Annotated in this window: 11 protein-coding genes; 8 read left to right on the top strand and 3 right to left on the bottom strand. The window is 61.6% G+C overall.

Going from position 1 to position 13042, the window contains the following annotated elements; translation table 11 throughout:
* Window positions 1–114 precede the first annotated feature (114 nt).
* Window positions 115–1461, top strand: a complete 1347-nt coding sequence (locus ABDK11_RS12185) for an amidohydrolase family protein (RefSeq protein ID WP_346836780.1) — start codon at window positions 115–117, stop codon at window positions 1459–1461.
* Window positions 1462–1523: 62 nt separating this feature from the next.
* Here ABDK11_RS12185 and ABDK11_RS12180 read toward each other — a convergent pair whose 3' ends face one another.
* Both ABDK11_RS12180 and ABDK11_RS12175 read right to left on the bottom strand, forming a co-directional pair.
* A complete protein-coding gene (locus tag ABDK11_RS12180) occupies window positions 1524–2240 on the bottom strand; it encodes an SIMPL domain-containing protein (protein WP_346836779.1) in 717 nt (238 codons plus the stop codon).
* Between the two features lie 107 nt (window positions 2241–2347).
* Window positions 2348–3511, bottom strand: a complete 1164-nt coding sequence (locus tag ABDK11_RS12175; protein WP_346836778.1) for a hypothetical protein — start codon at window positions 3509–3511, stop codon at window positions 2348–2350.
* Window positions 3512–3588: 77 nt separating this feature from the next.
* Here ABDK11_RS12175 and ABDK11_RS12170 point away from each other — a divergent pair, with 77 nt between their 5' ends.
* The 5 genes from ABDK11_RS12170 (at window position 3589) to ABDK11_RS12150 (ending at window position 7829) form a co-directional block, all read left to right on the top strand.
* Window positions 3589–4029 (top strand): lactoylglutathione lyase, encoded by a 441-nt coding sequence (locus ABDK11_RS12170; RefSeq protein ID WP_346836777.1) that lies wholly within the window; start codon window positions 3589–3591, stop codon window positions 4027–4029.
* 108 nt (window positions 4030–4137) lie between these two features.
* Window positions 4138–5244 (top strand): hypothetical protein, encoded by a 1107-nt coding sequence (locus ABDK11_RS12165; RefSeq protein ID WP_346836776.1) that lies wholly within the window; start codon window positions 4138–4140, stop codon window positions 5242–5244.
* Window positions 5241–5912 (top strand): GntR family transcriptional regulator, encoded by a 672-nt coding sequence (locus tag ABDK11_RS12160; RefSeq protein WP_346836775.1) that lies wholly within the window; start codon window positions 5241–5243, stop codon window positions 5910–5912. Before ABDK11_RS12165 ends, ABDK11_RS12160 begins: the two co-directional genes overlap by 4 nt.
* Before the next feature lie 42 nt (window positions 5913–5954).
* Window positions 5955–6263, top strand: coding sequence for a DUF6122 family protein (locus ABDK11_RS12155; protein ID WP_346836774.1), 309 nt, complete (start codon window positions 5955–5957; stop codon window positions 6261–6263).
* 174 nt (window positions 6264–6437) lie between these two features.
* A complete protein-coding gene (locus ABDK11_RS12150) occupies window positions 6438–7829 on the top strand; it encodes a Type 1 glutamine amidotransferase-like domain-containing protein (RefSeq protein WP_346836773.1) in 1392 nt (463 codons plus the stop codon).
* On the opposite strand, the gene ABDK11_RS12145 is transcribed toward ABDK11_RS12150, so the two are convergent.
* Window positions 7810–8202, bottom strand: coding sequence for a hypothetical protein (locus ABDK11_RS12145; protein ID WP_346836772.1), 393 nt, complete (start codon window positions 8200–8202; stop codon window positions 7810–7812). The two genes, ABDK11_RS12150 and ABDK11_RS12145, sit on opposite strands and share 20 nt — an antisense overlap.
* A 234-nt stretch (window positions 8203–8436) precedes the next feature.
* On the opposite strand from ABDK11_RS12145, the gene ABDK11_RS12140 reads away from it, so the two are divergent.
* Both ABDK11_RS12140 and yfcC read left to right on the top strand, forming a co-directional pair.
* Window positions 8437–11247 (top strand): TonB-dependent receptor, encoded by a 2811-nt coding sequence (locus ABDK11_RS12140; protein ID WP_346836771.1) that lies wholly within the window; start codon window positions 8437–8439, stop codon window positions 11245–11247.
* 245 nt (window positions 11248–11492) lie between these two features.
* The gene (gene yfcC, locus ABDK11_RS12135; RefSeq protein ID WP_346836770.1) at window positions 11493–13037 is read left to right on the top strand and encodes a putative basic amino acid antiporter YfcC; all 1545 of its coding nucleotides are present in this window, start codon (window positions 11493–11495) and stop codon (window positions 13035–13037) included.
* Window positions 13038–13042 lie beyond the last annotated feature (5 nt).

Raw genomic sequence — 13042 nt, 5'->3', positions numbered from 1 at the left:
GGATAAACGGGGGATTGGGGTAGATTGGGCGGCCATGATATTCAGGGATACTCAGGCTCCGGCTGCCCCGGGGCTGTACTAGCTGACCATAGGTCATGCGCAACAGGGGGCACAATGACAACAAATACCAGACCGCGCAACTTCATCGATGGACTCGCTCGTCTCTGCCTGCTGGCCGCCGCGGCGCTTGCCAGTGTCGCGGTGGCTGCGGCTGAGACGGCGCCGCAGAGCGGTGGGGAACTGGCCATCTACGCCGGCCACTTATTCGACAGCGAAAGCGGCCGCTTGCTGCCCGCCCACACCGTACATGTGGTAGACGGGCGCATTAAGTCGGTGCAGGCGGGCTACGCCAAGCGCGATCGCGAAACCTTGATTGACCTGCGTAAATACACGGTACTGCCGGGCCTGATGGATATGCATACGCACCTGACGACAGAGTACGGCCCGCGCACCTATATGGAAACCTTCACCTGGAATCCCGCGGATTACGCCCTGCGCGGCGTGGATACCGCCAAGCGCACGCTGGAGGCTGGTTTTACCACCGTGCGCAATCTCGGTGATACCGCCAATGTCACCATCAGCCTGCGCAACGCGATCAATCGCGGCACCATCGAGGGGCCGCGCATTTTTACGGCCGGCAAGGCGATTGCCACTACCGGCGGCCATGCGGATCCGACCAACGGCTATCGCTACGACCTGATGGGTTCGCCGGGACCGGTCGACGGGGTGATTAACGGGCCGATCAGCGCGCGCCAGGCGGTGCGCCAGCGCTACAAGGATGGCGCCGACCTGATCAAGATCACCGCCACTGGCGGCGTACTGAGTGTGGCCAGAAACGGCGATAATCCGCAGTTTATGCCCGACGAACTGGAGGCCATTGTCGCTACCGCGAAAGACTACGGTTTTACCGTGGCGGTACATGCCCACGGCAAGGAAGGGATCGAGCGGGCGGTGCGCGCCGGGGTGGATTCCATCGAGCACGGTACCTATATGGATACCGAAACCATGGACCTGATGAAGCGCCACCACACCTGGTATGTGCCGACGCTGATGGCGGGGGAGTGGGTGACGGAGAAAGCGCGGGTAGAGGGCTTCTTCCCGGACGTGGTTCGCAAGAAGGCCGCCACCATCGGTCCGTTATTGAAAAAAACCTTCGCTGAGGCCTACCGGCGCGGGGTCAAGATCGCCTTCGGCACCGACAGCGGCGTCAGCCGTCACGGCGACAATGCGCGGGAATTCGCCCTGATGGTGGCTGCCGGGATGACACCGGCGGACGCCATCCGCAGCGCCACCTGGAACGCCGCGGACCTGCTCAATATGCAGGATGAACTGGGCAGCATCAGCGAGGGCAAGCAGGCGGACATCATCGCGGTGGCCGGCAACCCGTTGGAGGATATTTCCGAGTTGCAACGGGTGAAGTTTGTGATGAAGGGCGGGGAGGTTTACAAGCAACCCGAGTGATTCGCGGGCTGCTTGGTGAATAGGCAAGGGCCCGTTTGCGGGCCCTTTTCATTTGGCGGGAATCAGTCTTCCAGTTCGAACACCAGGTCCAGGTTGACCGATACAGTGGTCTCCCCCGGCGCAACCGGAGTAGCGGTATCTGCGGTCTTGGCGCGGGCCATTTCCATCATCATCGGTCGCGGTACGGCGCGGTTGCCACTCTCGGAAATGCTGACGATGCGGCGCACCTTCATGTCCAGTGAATCGGCGTAGGCCTCGGCGCGGGCGCGGGCCTTGTCCAGCGCCTGCTGGCGCGCTTCGGCCATCACCGGCGCGGGCTTGCCGATTTCCAGGCTGGGGCCGTGGATCTGGTTGGCGCCGGCAGCGGTCAGGGCATCGAGCACTTCGCCCAGCTTGTCCAGTTTACGCACCTTGATATTGACGGTATTGCGCGCGTTATACGCATCAATTTCGGTCTTGCCGTCTCCGCTGCGGTTGGTGACGTAGTGCGGAAACAGGCTGATGCCGCTGGTCTGCACATCCTTGTCGTCGATGCCGGCCTTTTTGATCGCTTTCATCAGCGTCTTCATCTGTGCGGCATTGTCGGCCATGGCCTGCTTGCTGTCTGCGCTCTGGGTGACTACGCCGGCGGAGATGTTGGCCACATCCGGTACGCGGCTGGCCTCGCCGGTGGCGGAGATGGACACCAGGGTGCCGCGTTCGTGCTTGTCATTGTCATCGCCGCAGGCGGCGGTCACCAGGGCGAGCAGGGCGATTAAAGTGAGATTAACAACCTTCATAACACTATCCTTTGTTGTCGTGTTCCGGTCGATACCGGTTATTGCGATGGCGGCATTTTAGTTCTGATTAGCTGAACAGCAGCTGACTATAGTCTCTGCCGGGTGGATCAGTCGAATACCCGCTGGTAGCTTTCGTCCGCGCTGTGATAGAGCGCGAAACCCAGTCGCAGCAGCTGCTGGCGGCGATCTGACAGCACGCCGCGGGAGCGCAGTTCCCGTTGCAACTGCTCCGCGGCGCTGGCGGTGCCACAGTCGAAGGTGAAGAAGTGGCCATGCCCCTGTTCCAGGTCGAAATGGATCAGGCGCTCGCGGTTCAGCAGCGGATGGTCGGCGGCATCCATGGTGTGCAGGAAGCGCCGCTGGGCGGCGAGCACATGGTTGTGGATGCTCTCGACGGTGATGCCCTCGCGCTCGAACAGCTCGAATACGGCGAGCCCCTTGTACAGAGGCGAGTAGTCCATGGTGGCGCCGGCAAAGCGCAGCCAGTTGTCGGCAAAGCCGACCCGGTCGGCGCGATTTTCCAGTTCTTCCAGCTCCGCAAACCAGCCGGTATTGCGCGGCCGCAGGGTACAGTTGGCGGGAATGCTCATAAAGCACAGCCCCTCACCGGCGCCGAGATATTTGTAGGAGCCGGCGGTAAAGAACACCTCATCGGCTACGGCGCCGAGGTCGATCGGGCGGGCGAAGAAGCCGTGGTAGCCGTCGATGACAAACTCGGTCTGCTTCGGTTTGCGTGCGGCGATATCCAGCAGCTGCGGGAAGACTACGCCGGAGTCAAAAAATACCATGCTGGCGTAGGCCAGCTGGAAGTCGCCGCGCTGCAGTTCCTGCTCGAAGCGCTCCGCCAGGCTGGCGTAGGGCTCTTTGGCAATGCGGGTTACCTCGACATTCGGTTCCTCTTCCAGCCGCTGGAGCTGGCGGGCAAAGCTGTAGAACTCGCCATCGGTGGTGAGGATGCGCAGCGGGCGCGCGGGGTCAAAAGCACTCAGCAGCCGGTATACCAGTTCGTGGGTATTGGGGGCGATGGCGATGCGATCCGGGTCGGGCAGGTTCAGCGTGCGTGCCACGGCGTTCTGCCAGGCCGGGATCTTGCCCTCAAAGATGGGGCCCCACTTGTCGTCGGCCAGCGCGGCCGAGTCCCGCCAGTACTGCTGCACCGCGTCCAGAGTGACGTCGGGCCAGTAGTGGTGGGAGTGGCAGGCCATATGCAGCATGGCGGACGGCGCGCCGCTGGGAGCCTTGAGGAACTCGGAATAATATTTTTGATACATTTGGCTCTGGTACCTCGTCGCGGGATCTTTTATGTTGTCCGCGATTGTAGATGGTGGTTAAACGAAGGAGTAGTACTGTGGAATATTTGCACACCATGGTTCGCGTTGCGGATCTCGACGAATCTCTGAAGTTTTATTGCGAGAAATTGGGCCTGCAGCAGGTCAGCCGCAAGGATTACGACAAAGGCCGCTTCACTCTGGTATTTCTCGCCGCGCCGGGCGATGCCGACAGCGCACGGGAAAATATGACCCCGTGCCTGGAACTGACCCACAACTGGGATCCCGAGACCTACAGCGGTGGGCGCAATTTCGGCCATCTGGCCTACCGCGTGGACAACATCTACGCTACCTGCCAGCGCCTGATGGACGAAGGCGTCACCATCAACCGCCCGCCGCGGGACGGCCATATGGCCTTTGTGCGCTCGCCGGACAACATCTCCATCGAGCTGTTGCAGAAGGGCGAACCGCTGGCACCGCAGGAGCCGTGGGCGTCGATGGCCAACACCGGGGAGTGGTAACCGGCGACAAGTAAGCTGAGCCGGCATCGGGTGCGCCGCGCGTACCATCCGGACTCGGCGGTTCGTGCAGTGCACCCCACGGCGCTTGAATAGACTCAGAGACAAGTAGTGAAAAAACCGAATTGTGTATTGCTGGCTGGCGCCGGCGCAGCGCAGCGCCTGCGTGACGAGGGCCTGAGCCAGGAACAGTTCTCCACCCTGTTGGGCGCCTCCGGCGGCCCCAAGTGGCTGGTAATCAGCCAGCTCGACCGGGTGCTGATGGGCGAGTTCTTCCGCGACCGCGCCGCACCGATTGCCACCCTGGGCTCCTCCATCGGCAGTTTCCGCAACATGTGTTACGCGATGGACGACCCATTGGCGGCACTGGAGCGACTCGAATACGGCTATATCAACCAGTCTTACGCGTCCGATAAACCCGCGCCGGCGGAAATTACCGCCAGCGGTGGCCGCATACTGGAAGCGGTGCTGGGAGACGACGGCGCGCGCCAGGTGGCGCAAAACCCGGTGTGGCAGAGCCACTTTGTCACCGTGCGCGGACGCGGTCCGCTGGCCAGCGAAAAGCGCGCGCTGCTGGCGCCGTCGCTGCTGGCCTCGGCGCTGGCCAACGCGGTGTCGCGCCGCTCGCTCAGTGCTTTCTGGGATCGGGTGGTATTCCACTCCGGTGCGCGCCCCGCGGTGCGTTTTGCCAGGCTGCACACCACCAACACGCCCCTGTCGCCGGACAACGTCTGTGACGCGGTGCTGGCCAGCGGTTCCATTCCGCTGGTCATGGCCGGAGTGCCGACACCGAGCGGCGCGCCACCCGGCAATTATCGCGACGGTGGTATTACCGATTACCACTTCGACCTGCAATTCGAACACCCGCAGGGGCTGGCGCTCTACCCGCATTTCTTTCCTTATATGGTCCCCGGCTGGTTCGACAAGAGCCTCAGCTGGCGTTGGGTGCGCGGCGGCGCGATGCAGGACACGTTGCTGGTAGCGCCATCACCGGGCTTTGTTGCCGGGCTGCCCTATGGCAAGATTCCCGACCGCAACGACTTCTACATGCTCTCCAACGACGAGCGCCTGAAGTACTGGAACAGGGTGGTGGACATGAGTAAACGGGTGGCCGAGGATTTCTTCGAGATCTGGCAGCGGGGCGCGATCGCCGATCACCTGATCGAGGTGGGGGCAGACGATGTGCCGCACAAGCTGCCTGAAGTGGCCGCCGCATGAGTGAATCGGCGGGCTTCAATCTGCCCCAGGAGGAGTACCGCACGACCCAGGAGCGCGTCTACTACCAGGTGCGCGACGCCATTCTGCGCGGCAAATTCCTGCCCGGCCACGCGATCACCATCCGCGGGCTGGCTGCGGAGCTGGACTGCAGCCCGATGCCGGTGCGCGAGGCGCTGCGCCGGCTGACCTCCGAGCGGGCGCTGGAGTTGTCGGATACCCGGCGGGTCACCGTGCCGACCATGACCCCGGAAAAGCTCGCCGAGATCTGTGCCGCGCGGGTGGCGCTGGAGTGCCAGGCTGCCGCGCAGGCGCTGCCGCATGTGGGCGCGGCCGAGCTGGCGCAGTTGCGCGAGCTGGACGAGCGGGTCACCCGGGCACTGGCGGACAAAGATATCGAGGAGTACGTCACCGCCAACCTGGAATTCCACTTCACCCTCTACCGCCTCGGCGATCCGCATATCATCCTGTCGCTGATCGAGAGCCTGTGGCTGCAGACGGCGCCGCTGCAGCACCTGGTGTTCCAGCGCTTCGGCGTACAGGAGTTGCCGGATCGCCACCAGGATCTGATCGATGCCATCGCTTCCGGCGAGCCGGAGCGGGTGCGCACGGCAATTCGCCAGGATATCGAGGAGGGGCTCGGCTCCATCTCCGCCGAAGAGTTGCTCTAGCGGGTCTTCGTTAAAACACGAATCAATAAAGTCCTTCTGAACATGTTTCACTACCTTCATCTCGCCCTGCACGTCCTGGTGCCGGTGGCCGTCGCCTGGATTTTCTTTCGCAGCGAGTGGAAAAAGGCCGCGCTGATTATGCTTGCCGCCAACCTGGTGGACCTGGATCACCTGCTGTCCAGCCCGATCTACGATCCCAATCGCTGCAGCATCAACAACCACCTGCTACACAAAATGCTGCCGATCTCGCTGTTCGGTGCCATGATGTTTCTGCCGGCGAAGCCGCTGCGCTGGCTGGGCATGGGCCTGATGATTCACATGTTGCTGGATGCTGTGGACTGTGCCTTCTGAGCCGGCCTGCTAGCGCGAAAAACCTGCAAACTGTTCTGTTTACTCCACCGACTTGACGGTTTTTTCCCGGTCGGTGGCCCAGTGTGCATTCCGGGCATGTAACACCGTTACCCTTTGATGACATAACAATAACCGGCTGGTGAATTCACCGGCCTCCTCATCAAGGAGTGTGTCATGTTTGCTCGAACCGCATTGCTGGTTTTCCTCGCCCTCGCGAGTCAGGCCAGTCTCGCCTGTATTACCCAGGAATCTGAATCCAACGACGCCGAGTCCGATGCCGATGGCCCCGTCTGCTCCGGCCAGGTCGTCAATGGCAGTATCGACAGCCGCCGTGATCAGGACTGGTACTACTTCAATGTCGACGACGCGGCGACGCTGGATATCGCCCTCGATCACGACAGCAGCAACGATTTTGACTGGTATCTGTACGATCCCCAGCAAAAACTCTACAGTGCCGAAACCGGTGATGTGCCGGAGAGTGCTTCAGTCAGCGTCAGCGGCGCTGGACTTTATACATTGAAAGTAACGCGCTACAGCGGCCAGGGCAGCTATACGCTGGATGTCGATGGCATCCCGGATGCCGGCGGCAGTGGCGGTGGCGGCAACGGCGGTGGTGGCGGCAGCTGCGACCAGGGCGCGCGGCCCTCAAAGCCGGGCGGCCTGACCGTCTACATGACCGGCGATCCCGCCGATGCCTGTGTCAGCCAGGGCGAGGGCGGTCTGCTGGTGATGGGCGGCGGCACCGATGTGGATAACGCTTTTACCCGCCGGGTCAAACCCCTGCTCGGCGGTGGTGACGTGGTGGTGCTGCGCACTTCCGGCAGCGACGGCTATAACGATTATTTCTATAATCTGCTCGGTGCCGACTCGGTCGAGACCATCATGGTCGATCGCAGTCAGTACGCTGACGACGCCTATGTGCTGTGGGCGGTGCGCACCGCGGAGTTTGTGTGGATCGCCGGCGGTGACCAATCCGACTACCTGAACCAGTGGGCCGGCACACCGCTGCAGCAGGCGCTGGACGAAGTCATTGCGCGCGGCGGGGTGCTGGGCGGCACTTCGGCCGGCGCGGCGGTGCAGTCGGACTATATCTACGATCCTGACGGTATTTCCGGTGTCTTGTCGTCGGAGGCGGTCACCGATTTGTGCCACCCGTACATCAACATCTCCAGCAACTTCCTCAGCACCAATGTGATGCAGAACCTGATCGTGGATACGCATTTCGCACCCCGCGACCGCATGGGCCGCCTGCTGACCTTTATGGCCGGGTTGCCGGCGGGTACCCGCGGTATCGGCGTGGATGAGGCCACCTCGATTTTCTTTACTGGCGATGGCAACGGTATCGTCGACGGCAGCGGCAACGTTTACATCCTGGCCGAGGATGGCACCACCGCGCGCACCCAGGCCAGCTGTGGTCAACCGGTGGTCTATGAGGATGTGTTGCGCTACAAGTTGTCCGAGTTCGACCAGTTCAATATTTTTACTGGATCGTCCCCGGTGGTGCCCAAGCGCATAGGGATCGATGGTCGCAACAGCAATTTCTATATCAATCAGCCATACAACTAATTCTGATGAAACGCTGCGGGCCGGACTGATTGTGCCGGTCCGTGGTGCCATTGGAGATTTTGTTGCCGAGAGAGCAGCAGGGGAAGACGTTTGTTTCCGCGATGTGAACGGCAGAAGATTGGGTTTTTCTGGCGGTATTTGTCCGTTTTCTGTGCCGTGAAATAAAGTCTTTACAGTATTTTTGCAGCGTGATAAAAATTCCCTGACGTTTCAAAAGTTGCAAACCAACCAAGCCAATCCATTGAGCGCTATGAATAAAAGCAACCATCACATTGCTGTTCTCGAGCGCTGCTCCGCCAACTACCACTTGAGCGAGTGGTTTGACGAGTAGCTTTCCCGTTTCGGCGTAGCCGGGCGTTTTGCCGTCCCTCATCTGTTCGCGGATGCCGGGTCGCGGAACGTGCTGCCGAGCACAGGGAAGCTATAAGTCGGTTCTATTTCCCCGTACTTATTGCCCCAGCCAATATCGCAGGACAGGTGTGCCCCGCGCACTCCCTTCGTGCCGTCGATCCGGTTCGCCCTGTGGCCGTTGTCTCAGGCCGTTCGCAAATTGCTGATGTATTCCGATAAAAAATGCCAGCAAAGCTGGAACCCGGAGGGAAATAAGATGAACAACAGAACCCAACTTTACCGCGCGATTCGCCTCGCCCTTGGCTGCTCACTGGTGTGCGGCAGTGCGATTGCCCAGGAAACGCCAAAGCCCGCCAGCGAAGCCGTTGAGGAGGTCGTGGTGACCGGTACCCATATCAAGGGGCTGGATACCGAGGGCGCAGTGCAGGTGGTGCAGATCGGTCGCGACGAGATCGACGCGTCCGGTGCCACTTCGCCGATCGAGTTGCTGCAACAGCTGACCCAGACCGGCGGTGGCTCCGGCACTTTCTCCACCGCCACCGCCGGTCCCTTGTCGAGCAATACGCCGGTGGGCGCCGCTGGTGTTTCCCTGCGCGGGCTCGGCAGCTCGGCCACGCTGGTGCTGGTCAACGGCCGCCGTGTATCGGTGAGCTCTTTCGCCAAGGGGCAGGAATCGTTTGTGGATGTGAATTCCATTCCGCTGTCGGCGATCGAGCGGGTTGAAGTGCTGCCCAGTGGCGCGGCGGCCACCTACGGCGCCGACGCGGTGGCCGGTGTGGTCAACTTTGTATTGCGCAAGGATTTCGACGGCAGTGAGATCAGCGTGTCCCACGGTAATTCCACCACCGGCACCGACGAGGGCAAGTACAACCTGAACTGGGTCTGGGGCCACAGCGGCGAGCGCAGCCATACCATGCTGGTGGCGGATCTGTTCAAGCGCAATGCCTTCTACGATCGCGATCGGGAAATTACTGCCAACTCCATTCGCCCGAGTCAGCAGGGTGTCTATCCCAGCTTCAATGACCTCTACTCCATGTACTACGACCAGACACAGACGCCGGCTAACGGCGGCTGTCCGGCAGATCAGTTCAAGACCGGCCGCCTGGGTGAATACTGTGAATTCAACACCAATGCCTATACCGCCACCCAGGACGAATACGAGAGTGCCAGCGTTGTCGGCACTTTCAATTTCCAGATCAGCGACGACCTGGAATGGTTCAACACCGCGATGGTGCAGACAAACCAGTCCAGCGGTACCGGGTCTCCGGCCAATTTCAGCCATGCGCCGTTCGACCCCGAGAGTCCGCTGTGGCCGGACGCGCTGAAATCCGACATGGTGGAGGAGGGCTCCTTTAGTCCGGACGCGCCCACTTCGTCGTTCAGTGATTTTTACGGTTTCCCGATCTACGCCTGGGGCAAGTTCCCCGACCCCCGCGCGGTGGAGGTCGAGAGCCGCTCCGCACGCCTGGTGACCGGCTTGCGCGGTGATCTGTCGGGCTGGGACTGGGAAGTGGCGGCCAATGTCGGCCGCAGTGAGTCGGATCAGCGCGGCCTGTCCGGTTTGTACAACTCCCAAGCTTTCTACAACGCCAGCGTGGGCAACCTGTGTACCGATGGCAGTGTGGTGGATCGCTGGGACCTGGATCTGGCGCGGCCCGATGCCAGCTATGTGGGTGAAACCTGTGAATCCCAGGGTAAGACCACCGCGTGGTACAACCCCTTCGGCGGCCAGGGTGAGCAGCTGGATGTCGTCGACCGGTATGTGCGCACCGATGCCAAACGCAGCGGTGTATCCAGTCTCTATGCCGTTGACGGCAACCTGTCCGGCAGCTGGATGGAGCTGCCCGCCGGCGCTATCCAGGTGGCGGTGGGTGCCGAATACCGGCGCGAGTCGGTGCGCGATACCCCGGCCGGCGATGCCATTTCCACCACCCTCAATCCGGAACCGATTCTCGGTTTCAGCTCCACCTCCGCCGATGCCTCACGCGATCAGTGGGCGGTGTATATGGAGCAGGCGATTCCCGTCACCGTGGATACCGAGCTGCAATTGGCACTGCGCTACGATTACTACGACAGCTTCGGCGGTGATGTGAATCCGAAGATCTCTATTCGCCATGCGTTCAGCGACGCGGTCATCCTGCGCGGCAACTGGTCGACGTCCTTCCGCGCGCCGTCGCTGGCACAGGTAGGCGCCGGCACCCTGTTGAGCAGCTACACGGTGGACTGTTCCATCACCCCGGACGCCTGTGGCGGCTATGCCGGTGAAGATGGCGAGGCGCTGTTGTCAGAAGAGGTCAGCAATGACCACCTGGAACCGGAAACTGCCACCACCTGGGGCGCCGGCGTATTGCTGAAGCCGGCGGCGGATACCGAGCTGACCGTCGATTACTGGAATATCGAACACAAAAACCTGATCGGCGTGGAGGAGGACGATTTTATCCTGCGCGCGCTGGCCGGTGAGTTCCCGGTAGTGGGAGAGGGCGAGCTGCCCACCGGTACGCCGGGCCTGGAAGTGGATGCCGGCGGCTTCGTGGTCGATGCGCATTTTCAACTCAGTAACCTCGGCTGGCAGAAAACCAGCGGTGTGGACATGGCCTTCACCCAGTATTTCGATACGGACAACTGGGGCAATTTCCGCTTTACCCTCGATGGCACTTACCTGGCGGAGTTCGACAAGCTGCCATCGGCCGCCCTCGGGGTGGTCAGCGAGGCGGGCGAGTTCCGCTACCCGCGCTGGCTGGCCAATTCGTCGCTGCGCTGGCGCTTCGACAGCTGGTCGGCGACGCTGGGGGCCAAGTACACGCACAGCTACCGGGACGATCCCAGCCCGCGCGTGCTGGAAGCGGTGGGCCTGCCGGACGATGCCGATGTGGAAGTCGATGCGTGGACGATATTCAACCTGAATATCAGCCGCGACTTCGCCGATGGCAGCTACGCGAGCCTGCGCGTCAACAACCTGACCGACAAAGCTCCGCCGCTGGTGCTGGGCACCGGCGCCAACGTGGATCATTTCAACCACGATTCCATGGGGCGCTTCGTCAGCCTGCGCTATGTCTACGCGTTCTGACAGGCTGCTGAAAAATGCCTTCCCTGGCATTTTTCAGCCCGGGTTTGCGGCGAATGTCCGCAAACCCTCGACGACAAATCAAGCATTTACGTGCTCGATTTGCGGCCCGGCCCTCCATGGCCGGGTTAGCAGGCTGCTGAAAAGTATTTTTCAGCAGCCTGCTAACCCTGTGTGCTGCGCCGGCGGCGTCGTTCGTCGCCGATGTGGTGTTGCCACAGAAACGAAAAAAATAATGGTGTAACTCTATGCAAGTCTCCGTTTCCGAACCCGGATCCGAAACCGCGCCGGACAGCGTTCCGATTGTCGCGTCCGCGTCGCGCTGGACCATGCCGGATACCTACCTGATCCTGCTGGGCGTGGCGTTGCTGGCATTTGCGCTCAATTTCCTGATTCCGGCCGGCAGTTACGAGACGCTCGTCACGCAGGTGAATGGCGGTGAGCGCACGGTGATCGATCCGGATACCTATCGACAGGTGACGGCAGATCCCGAGGGAATGCCGCTGTTTGCCGAGGGTGGTCGCATTGGCCTGCTGAACTTTCCCTTTGAAGGCATGGTGTCCGGCACCAAGTGGGGCGCTTCCATCGGTGTGTTCGCGTTTATCCTGCTGACCGGCGGCGCTTTCGGGCTGATTTTCGCCAGCGGCTCGGTGGAGCGCGGCCTGTTTCAGGTGATTGCGCGTAACCGCGATGCGGGTCATCTCTATCTCGCGGTGCTGTGTGTGCTGTTTTCCATCGGCGGCGCGGTGTTCGGCATGGGCGAGGAGGTGATTCCGTTCACGCTGATCCTGGTGCCGCTACTGATCTCCATGGGCTACGACAGCATCACCGCGCTGCTGGTCACCTACGTGGCCACGCAGGTGGGCTTTGCCACCTCGTGGATGAATCCGTTCGGGGTCAGTATCGCCCAGGGTATTGCCGGCGTGCCGGTGATGTCCGGCAGCGTAGCGCGCATGGTGTTGTGGTTTGTGGCTACGGTCATGCTGGCGGGCTACACCATTTTCTATGCGCGCCGTATCCAGCGGCGCCCGGAGCTATCCCTGGCGCACGGATCCGATGCCGTGTTCCGCCGCCGCCAGGACACCGCGGACACGCCACAGGCCACAGTGCGCGAAAAAATGGTGCGCGGCGACGGTGTCGTGTTGTTGCTGTTTGCCGCGGGTATTGCCTGGATGATCTGGGGCGTGGTGCAGCGCGGTTATTTCCTGCCGGAAATTGCCACACAGTTCTTTACCACCGGCGTGGTGATCGCCGCGGTGGCGATTCTGTTTCGCCTCAACGGCCTTACCGCCAACCGCGCCGCGGAGGCGTTTAAAGAGGGTGCGCAGCAATTGCTGCCGGCGGCGATGGTGGTGGCCTTCGCCAAGGGCATCGTATTGCTGCTGGGTGGCGACGATCCTACCGGCGCCAGTGTGCTCAACACCATTCTGCACTGGGCCGGCGGCGTTCTCGGTGATGTGTCCGGGGCGGTGTCTGCGTGGTTCATGCTGATCTTTCAAACCATATTCAATTTCTTTGTGACTTCCGGTTCCGGCCAGGCGGCGCTGACCATGCCGATCATGGCGCCATTGTCGGACGTGGTCGGCGTCAGCCGCCAGACGGCAGTGCTGGCCTTCCAGCTGGGCGACGGCTTTACCAATATTGTTGTGCCGACATCGGCGGCGTTGATGGGCTGTCTGGGCGCAGCGCGGCTGGACTGGGGGGTGTGGATTCGCTTTGTCCTGCCGTTGCAGGCGGGGTTGTTCGCGCTCGCTTCACTGGCGGTGGTGCTGGCCGCGCTGACCGGTTTCTGAGGTTT

The sequence above is a fragment of the Microbulbifer sp. SAOS-129_SWC genome, from assembly GCF_039696035.1.
Lineage (GTDB): Bacteria > Pseudomonadota > Gammaproteobacteria > Pseudomonadales > Cellvibrionaceae > Microbulbifer.
Note: the sequence above shows the minus strand (reverse complement) of the source record. Positions and strands in the feature narration are given on the sequence as shown.

Coding starts and splice junctions, on each gene's coding strand:
- ABDK11_RS12185 (WP_346836780.1), top strand. CDS start 115: ATGACAACAAATACCAGACCGCGCAACTTCATCGATGGACTCGCTCGT.
- ABDK11_RS12180 (WP_346836779.1), bottom strand. CDS start 2,240: ATGAAGGTTGTTAATCTCACTTTAATCGCCCTGCTCGCCCTGGTGACC.
- ABDK11_RS12175 (WP_346836778.1), bottom strand. CDS start 3,511: ATGTATCAAAAATATTATTCCGAGTTCCTCAAGGCTCCCAGCGGCGCG.
- ABDK11_RS12160 (WP_346836775.1), top strand. CDS start 5,241: ATGAGTGAATCGGCGGGCTTCAATCTGCCCCAGGAGGAGTACCGCACG.
- ABDK11_RS12155 (WP_346836774.1), top strand. CDS start 5,955: ATGTTTCACTACCTTCATCTCGCCCTGCACGTCCTGGTGCCGGTGGCC.
- ABDK11_RS12150 (WP_346836773.1), top strand. CDS start 6,438: ATGTTTGCTCGAACCGCATTGCTGGTTTTCCTCGCCCTCGCGAGTCAG.
- ABDK11_RS12145 (WP_346836772.1), bottom strand. CDS start 8,202: ATGAGGGACGGCAAAACGCCCGGCTACGCCGAAACGGGAAAGCTACTC.
- ABDK11_RS12140 (WP_346836771.1), top strand. CDS start 8,437: ATGAACAACAGAACCCAACTTTACCGCGCGATTCGCCTCGCCCTTGGC.
- yfcC (WP_346836770.1), top strand. CDS start 11,493: ATGCAAGTCTCCGTTTCCGAACCCGGATCCGAAACCGCGCCGGACAGC.